The sequence below is a fragment of the Micromonospora sp. 4G55 genome (assembly GCF_016803375.1).
Window position 1 is genome coordinate 1 of sequence record NZ_JAEVHN010000340.1, and the last position, 6,565, is coordinate 6,565.

Sequence of the window (6,565 nt, forward strand, 5' to 3'; positions counted from 1 at the left end):
CGGGCCGCCGCGGCCAGCGCCGCGCGGGGCGGTGCCGCCAGCGCCGAGCACGGTCACCGTGCGCCCGGCGCCACCCCGGCGGAGGTCAGCACCTCGACCATGCCGCTGACGTCGGTGTTGTCGGCGTACCAGGAGCCGTCGGGACGGCGTACCAGGGTGTTGGCGGCGCCGACGGCGGCGGCGACCGGCGAGACGGCGTCGGCCACCGCGAGCGCCGCCTCCTTGCCGGGCATGGTCACCGACAACCCGGCCCACTCCGGGCCGAGGCCGGCGACCAGGGCCGGCAGCTCCGCGGCCGCGCACTCCACCCGGGTGTACGACCACCCGGTGAGCCCGGCGGCGGCGTAGCCGGCGTTGTGGATCACCGGGGAGAGCGAGTGCGCGATGGGCTTGCCGAGCACGGCGGCCCTGTGCACCGTCACGTCACTCCCCCTTCGCGGACCACGATCGGACCAGGGCAGCGTAGCGACTCAGAGCACCCCGTTCTGCTTCGCCTTCTCGATGTTGCGCTCGTGTTCGGCATTGGTGGAGGCGAAGGCCGAGTGCCCCTGCTTGTCGATCGCGACGAAGAAGAGCCAGCCGCCCTCCGGCGGGTCCATCGCCCCCTGCAACGCCTGCTTGCCCGGATTGTTGATCGGGGTCGGGGTCAGGCCGGGGTGGGCGTGGGTGCTGTACGGGTTCTTCGGGTCGCGGATGTCCGCGGTGGTCATGTCCTTCGACGCCTTGGTCTTCTTGCCGGTGAGCTGCCAGTAGTAGTTCACCGACACGTCGAACTCCAGGCAGCTGCACGGGAACTTGCCCGTGTAGGCGCGGTTGTACGCGACCCGGGCGATCTTGCCGAGGTCGTCGGCGTTGCCGGCCTCCGCCTGGGCCATGGAGGCGACGATCAACGCCTCGTACGGGCTGATCCCGCCCCGCTTCTCCTGGACCTGCTCGGCGAACTTCATCTCACCGGTGACGCTGAGGAAGTTGTCGACCATGTCCTTGAGCAGGCCCTCGGCGGTCGCCTTCGGCGCGACCTCGTAGGTGTCCGGGTAGAGGAAGCCCTCGATCGACTTGGTGACCTTCTTGCCGTCCTTGCGGACGAACCACCAGTCCGGCACGCCCAGCGCCTCCGGGTCCTTGGCGGCGACCTCGAACTCCTTGACCGGGATCTTGGTCTTCTCGGAGAGCAGCTTGTAGGTGTCCTTGGCGGTGCGGCCCTCGGGGATGGTCACCTGGTTGGTGACCTTGTTCTTCCGGTCGAGCAGCATGGCGAGGGCCTTCTCCGCGCTCATCTGCTTGCGCACCTTGTAGAGGCCGGGCTGGATGTTCTTGCTGAGCGCGTTCGCCTCGGCCGCCTCGATGAAGGCCTTGGTGCTCTTCACCACGTCGGCGGCGACGAGGGCGTCGCCGATGTCGGCGATCAGCGCACCCTGCTTCACCTCGACCATCGCCTCGCCGGTGCCGGAGCCGTCGTAGTCGGGGGTGACGAAGTAGTTCTGGACCCGGTCGAAGCCGTAGAAGGCGCCGCCGCCGATGCCACCCAACAGGACGAGCGCCATCAACAGGGCGAAGATGGTCTTCCCCCGGCCACCGGACCTGCCGTTGCGTCGCTCGACGAAGCCGCGTCGGTGCCGGCCCTTCTCACCCCTCTCCGGCTCGTCGAACCCGAGGTCCAGATCGTCGATCATTCCGTCCGCCTCCGCTGCGCTTCCAGCCAGCTCTGCAGGATCTCGACCGCGGCGGCCTGGTCAACCACCGCGCGTTGGCGCTTTCCCCGGACGCCTCGCTCCGCCAGCCTACGAGACGCGACGACGGTCGACATCCTCTCGTCCGTGAGCGTCACCGGAACCGGCGCTATTACATCGGCCAAACGGTCTGCGTACGCCGTCACGTGGCGCGCCGCCGGACCGAGCTTACCGGCGAGGTTGACCGGAAGGCCGAGTACGACCTCCACCGCCTCGTGCTCGGCGACCAGCTGCGCCAGTTGCGCCATGTCGCTGGGCACCGCGTCGGGCGCCGCCGTCAGGTCCCGGGCGAGGGTGACCAGCGGGGTGGCCAGGACGCCGTGCGGGTCCGACCGGGCGACCCCGACCCGGACCTGCCCCACGTCCACGCCGAGCCGGACGCCCCGGGTCAACTCACCCACGGCGGACCACTTCCGGGGCGGAACGGGCCAGGGCGGACCGGGTCGGTCCGCCCTGGGTTCCATGGTGCATGATCACGCCTCGGCGATCGCCTTCTCGACCGTGAGCAGCAGGTTCGGCGCTTCCGCCGCCGGCAGGCCGCCACCCTGGGCGACGTCCGGGCTGCCCCCGCCGCGGCCGGAGAACGCCGCCTTGACCAGGTCGTTGGCCGCGAGCCCACGACCCCGGGCCGCCGCGTTCACGGCCACCACCAGGGACGCCTTGCCGTTGGCGCGGGCCGCCACGGCCACCACCGCCGGCCGGGCCGGGTCGATCTTGCCGCGGATCTCCTGGGCCAGGGTCCGCACGTCGTTGCCGGCCGCGCCCTCCGGCGCCTCGGTGCCGACGTACGCCACGCCCCGGACGTCCTTCGCCTGCCCGGCGAGCGCCGCGGCGCCGCCCAGCACCAGCTGGGCCCGGAGCTTCTCCAGCTCCTTCTCCGCGTCGCGCAGCTGCGTCACGGTCTGCTCGACCCGGTCGGCCACCTGGTCGCCGGGCACCCGGAACAGCTCCGCCAGCCGGGTGACCAGCAGGTGCTCGCGGGCCAGGAAGCCGAACGCGTCCATGCCGACCAGCGCCTCGATCCGGCGCACGCCCGAGCCCACCGACGCCTCGGAGAGGATCTTGACGAGGCCGAGCTGCGCCGAGCGGGCCACGTGGGTGCCGCCGCACAGCTCCCGGGCGTAGTCGCCGACCTCGACGACCCGGACCCGCTCGCCGTACTTCTCGCCGAAGAGCGCCATCGCGCCGATCCGACGCGCCTCCTCCTGCGTGGTGATGAAGGCGTGCACCTCCAGGTCCGCCAGGAGCACCTCGTTGACCTGCTGCTCCACGTCGTGCAGCACGCTCGGCGCCACCCCGGTCGGGGTGTTGAAGTCGAACCGCAGCCGGCCCGGCGCGTTCAGCGAACCCGCCTGGGTCGCCGACTCGCCGAGGAAGTTGCGCATCGTCTGGTGCACCAGGTGGGTCGCGGTGTGCGAGCGGGAGATGGCCCGCCGCCGGCTCACGTCGATCTCCGCGTACCCGGTCTCCCCGGCGCGCACCTCGCCGCGCAGCACCCTGGCCCGGTGCACGATCAACCCCGGCACCGGCTGCTGCACGTCGAAGACCTCGACCTGGCCGCCGCCCACGGTGATCAGGCCCTGGTCCGGCTGCTGGCCACCGCCCTCGGCGTAGAACGGGGTGGTGTCCAGCACCAGCTCGATGGTGTCGCCCTCGACCGCCGCACCCACCTGGGCGCCGTCGGCGAGCACCGCGCGGACCCGGGACTCCCGGTTCAGCTCGGTGTAGCCGGTGAACTCGACCGCCCCGCCCGCGTCCAGCACCGACCGGTACGCCGACACGTCGGTGTGCCCGGTCTTGCGGGCCTGCGCGTCGGCCTTGGCCCGGTTGCGCTGGTCGGCCATCAGCCGGCGGAAGCCATCGGCGTCCACCTGCAGGCCCTGCTCGGCGGCGATCTCCAGGGTCAGGTCGATCGGGAAGCCGTAGGTGTCGTGCAGCTGGAACGCCTTGTCGCCGGAGAGGGCCGGCCTGCCGGCCGACTTCGTCTCGGCGATGGCGGTGTCCAGGATCGTGGTGCCGGCGCGCAGCGTGGCCAGGAAGGCGTCCTCCTCGGCGTACGCGTACTGGGAGATCCGGTCGAACTCCTCCGCCAGCTCCGGGTACGACGGGGACATGCAGTCCCGGGCCACCGGCAGCAGCTCAGGCAGCGCCCGGTCCTGGTAGCCCAGCAGGCGCACCGCCCGGATCGCCCGGCGCATGATCCGCCGCAGCACGTAGCCGCGACCCTCGTTGCTCGGGGTCACCCCGTCGCCGATCAGCATCAGCGCGGTCCGCACGTGGTCGGCGACCACCCGCAGGCGCACGTCGTCGGGGTGCGACTCGCTGGCCACGTGCCCGGACTGGGCGCCGTACCGCTTGCCGGTCAGCTCGGCCGCCCGGTCGAGGATCGGCCGGACCTCGTCGATCTCGTAGAGGTTGTCGACGCCCTGGAGGATCGAGGCCATCCGCTCCAGGCCCATGCCGGTGTCGATGTTCTTCGCCGGCAGGTCACCCAGGATCGGGAAGTTCTCCTTGCCGGTGCCCGGGCCCCGCTCGTACTGCATGAAGACGAGGTTCCAGAACTCCATGTAGCGGTCCTCGTCGACCGCCGGGCCACCCTCGCGGCCGTACTCCGGACCGCGGTCGTAGAACAGCTCCGAGCAGGGGCCGCACGGACCGGGAATGCCCATCGACCAGAAGTTGTCGGCCTTGCCCCGCCGGACGATCCGCTCGGCCGGCACGCCCACCGAGCGCCAGATCTGGAACGCCTCGTCGTCGTCGAGGTAGACCGTCGGCCAGATCCGCTCCGGGTCCAGCCCGTAGCCGCCCTCGGCGATCGGCTTGGTGACCAGGTCCCAGGCGAGCGGGATCGCCCCGTCCTTGAAGTAGTCACCGAAGGAGAAGTTGCCGTTCATCTGGAAGAACGTGCCGTGCCGGCTGGTCTTGCCGACCTCGTCGATGTCCGGGGTGCGGATGCACTTCTGCACGCTGACCGCCCGCCGGTACGGCGGGGTCTGCTGCCCGAGGAAGTAGGGGACGAACTGCACCATGCCGGCGTTGACGAACAGCAGGTTCGGGTCGCTGATGGCGGGCAGCGGAGCGGACGGCACCACGGTGTGCCCGTTCGCCTCGAAGTGGGCGAGGTACCGCCGCTTGATCTCCGCCGTCTTCATCGCTGGTGTTCCTCCGGAAAGATTTCTCGATCGCCGATGCGCGGGTCCTCCCGCAGCTCGGCGAACTGGTCGTCGAACGCCTCGCCCCGGGCGAACGCCTCGTGGATCTCCTGCTCGCGCTCGGCCATCCCGACCCGTACGTCCTCCACGAAGCTACGCAGCGACTCGACCAGGCTGCCAGCGGATTCGGAGAGCCCGCTCGCGATTCCGGCCGGGGTGTACGCCTGCGCGGTGCGGGTCGCCTTGCGGACCACCACCACGCCCACGGCCAGGCCGATGCCCAGCCAGAACAGTCGCCTCATGCTCTCATCCCTCCGGCTCGTCGCCGACCGGCTCAGCGGTCGCCGCGCCGCGCGGCACGGCGCTGCTGCTTGATGGTGTCGCGCACCTCACGCTCGGTCTCGGCGTGCCGGCGGGCCGAGGCGGCCCGGCGTACGCCGTACCCGAAGGCGGCCACCTTGACCAGCGGGTTGGCCGCGGCGGCGGAGACGACGGTCGCCAGGTTCGCCACGTTGGCGGTGACGTTCTGCGCGTGGCTGGTCATGGTGTCGACCTTGGCGAGCTGGAGGTTCACCCCGTCCAGCGAGGTCTGCACCTGCTCGAGGGCGGTGTTGACGTTCTTCACCGTGGTGTTCACGTCCCCCAGCAGCGGGGTGGTCTGCTCGTTGATGTCGTTGATCATCCGGGTCGTGGCGTCCACGGTGTGCCGCAGGCGCAGGATCGGCACCGCCAGCACGAGCACCAGCATCAGGAACGCGCCGGCCGCGATCAGCGCAGCGATCTGTCCACCATCCACGCATGTCCTCCTCAAGCAGAGTTCCGGAACGAGGTGTCCGGAACGCGCGACCGTCTCCGGGCCCGCCGTCGCTCCGCGCCCACGAGGGGCCGGGCGGGAGCGGGCGGGCACGCCAGCCCCAGACCCTACCGTCCGTGATGAAAACCGGCTCAGGACGGTGAGCGTGTCAGTTTCTCGAGCGGATCCTCGGTGAACGTCGGGAAGGGATCCTCACCGGTCAGCGACGGGTCCGTGCTCGGCTGCGGCCGGGTCCGTTCGTCGTCGATCGCGTTGCGGACCTTCACCGACACCAACGAGCCGGCACACGTCCCCGCAGCGGGCGACGCCTCGGTGGACGGCGGGACCGTCGACTCCCCGGCGGCCGGCGGCGCCGCGCAGGTCGGTTCGCGTACCCACAGGTCGAGGGTGAGCTCGTCGCGGCGCCAGCAGGTGTACCGGCCCTTCTCCTTCTGCTCCGGGCAGCGGCTGACCTGCCAGGGCTCCCAGCCGTCCTTGCGCAGCGCCGCCTCGTACACCCCGGCGGTCTCCTCCGGCGCCCGCTCCGACTCCACCGTGCGTTCCCGCAGCCGGCAGTCCTGCAGGCACCAGCGGCTGCCGCTGACGTTGTCGACCGTCTGCGCCGCCGCCCAGCCGGGCACGTCCAGCTCGTCGAGGGTGTCGAAGACCGGATCGTGGCTGAGCGTACGGAGGCCGAAGTAGAGCGGGATCGCGCCGAGCAGCACCACGCTGACCAGCACCAGGATGCCCAGCCGGAGCCGGCGCCGCTCGCGCATCTGCCGGCGCAGCTCGGAGCGGCGCGCCTGCAGCCCGCCGACGGGCTCCTCCTCGTCCGGGCCGGCCCGGACCGCCGGCCGCTTCGGTCGGCCGGTCGCGGCCCGGCCGGCGCC

The 6,565-nt window shown here is 71.5% G+C and carries 6 protein-coding genes and 1 pseudogene; all 7 read right to left on the reverse strand.

Annotated elements, in window-relative coordinates; genetic code table 11:
• A pseudogene (locus tag JNW89_RS23485) lies at positions 1-401 on the reverse strand (shikimate dehydrogenase); the annotation flags it as partial.
• Between the two features lie 69 nt (positions 402-470).
• Entirely contained in the window at positions 471-1,673 is a 1,203-nt protein-coding gene (gene mltG, locus JNW89_RS23490; RefSeq protein ID WP_238450522.1) for an endolytic transglycosylase MltG, read from the reverse strand.
• Entirely contained in the window at positions 1,670-2,131 is a 462-nt protein-coding gene (ruvX, locus tag JNW89_RS23495) for a Holliday junction resolvase RuvX (RefSeq protein WP_238450523.1), read from the reverse strand. The genes mltG and ruvX overlap by 4 nt, the downstream gene beginning before the upstream one ends.
• Positions 2,132-2,203: 72 nt before the next feature.
• Positions 2,204-4,882: an alanine--tRNA ligase gene (alaS, locus tag JNW89_RS23500; protein ID WP_238450524.1), complete on the reverse strand. Its 2,679-nt coding sequence runs from the start codon at positions 4,880-4,882 to the stop codon at positions 2,204-2,206.
• A complete protein-coding gene (locus JNW89_RS23505; RefSeq protein ID WP_154938113.1) occupies positions 4,879-5,184 on the reverse strand; it encodes a hypothetical protein in 306 nt (101 codons plus the stop codon). Before JNW89_RS23505 ends, alaS begins: the two co-directional genes overlap by 4 nt.
• A 32-nt stretch (positions 5,185-5,216) precedes the next feature.
• A complete protein-coding gene (locus JNW89_RS23510; RefSeq protein ID WP_238450525.1) occupies positions 5,217-5,678 on the reverse strand; it encodes a DUF948 domain-containing protein in 462 nt (153 codons plus the stop codon).
• Between the two features lie 149 nt (positions 5,679-5,827).
• Positions 5,828-6,451: a hypothetical protein gene (locus JNW89_RS23515; RefSeq protein WP_238450526.1), complete on the reverse strand. Its 624-nt coding sequence runs from the start codon at positions 6,449-6,451 to the stop codon at positions 5,828-5,830.
• Positions 6,452-6,565: the final 114 nt, after the last annotated feature.

Bases quoted from the DNA above. Each gene is read 5' to 3' on its own strand.
- mltG (WP_238450522.1), bottom strand. From the start codon at position 1,673: ATGATCGACGATCTGGACCTCGGGTTCGACGAGCCGGAGAGGGGTGAG.
- JNW89_RS23515 (WP_238450526.1), bottom strand. From the start codon at position 6,451: ATGCGCGAGCGGCGCCGGCTCCGGCTGGGCATCCTGGTGCTGGTCAGC.
- JNW89_RS23505 (WP_154938113.1), bottom strand. From the start codon at position 5,184: ATGAGGCGACTGTTCTGGCTGGGCATCGGCCTGGCCGTGGGCGTGGTG.
- alaS (WP_238450524.1), bottom strand. From the start codon at position 4,882: ATGAAGACGGCGGAGATCAAGCGGCGGTACCTCGCCCACTTCGAGGCG.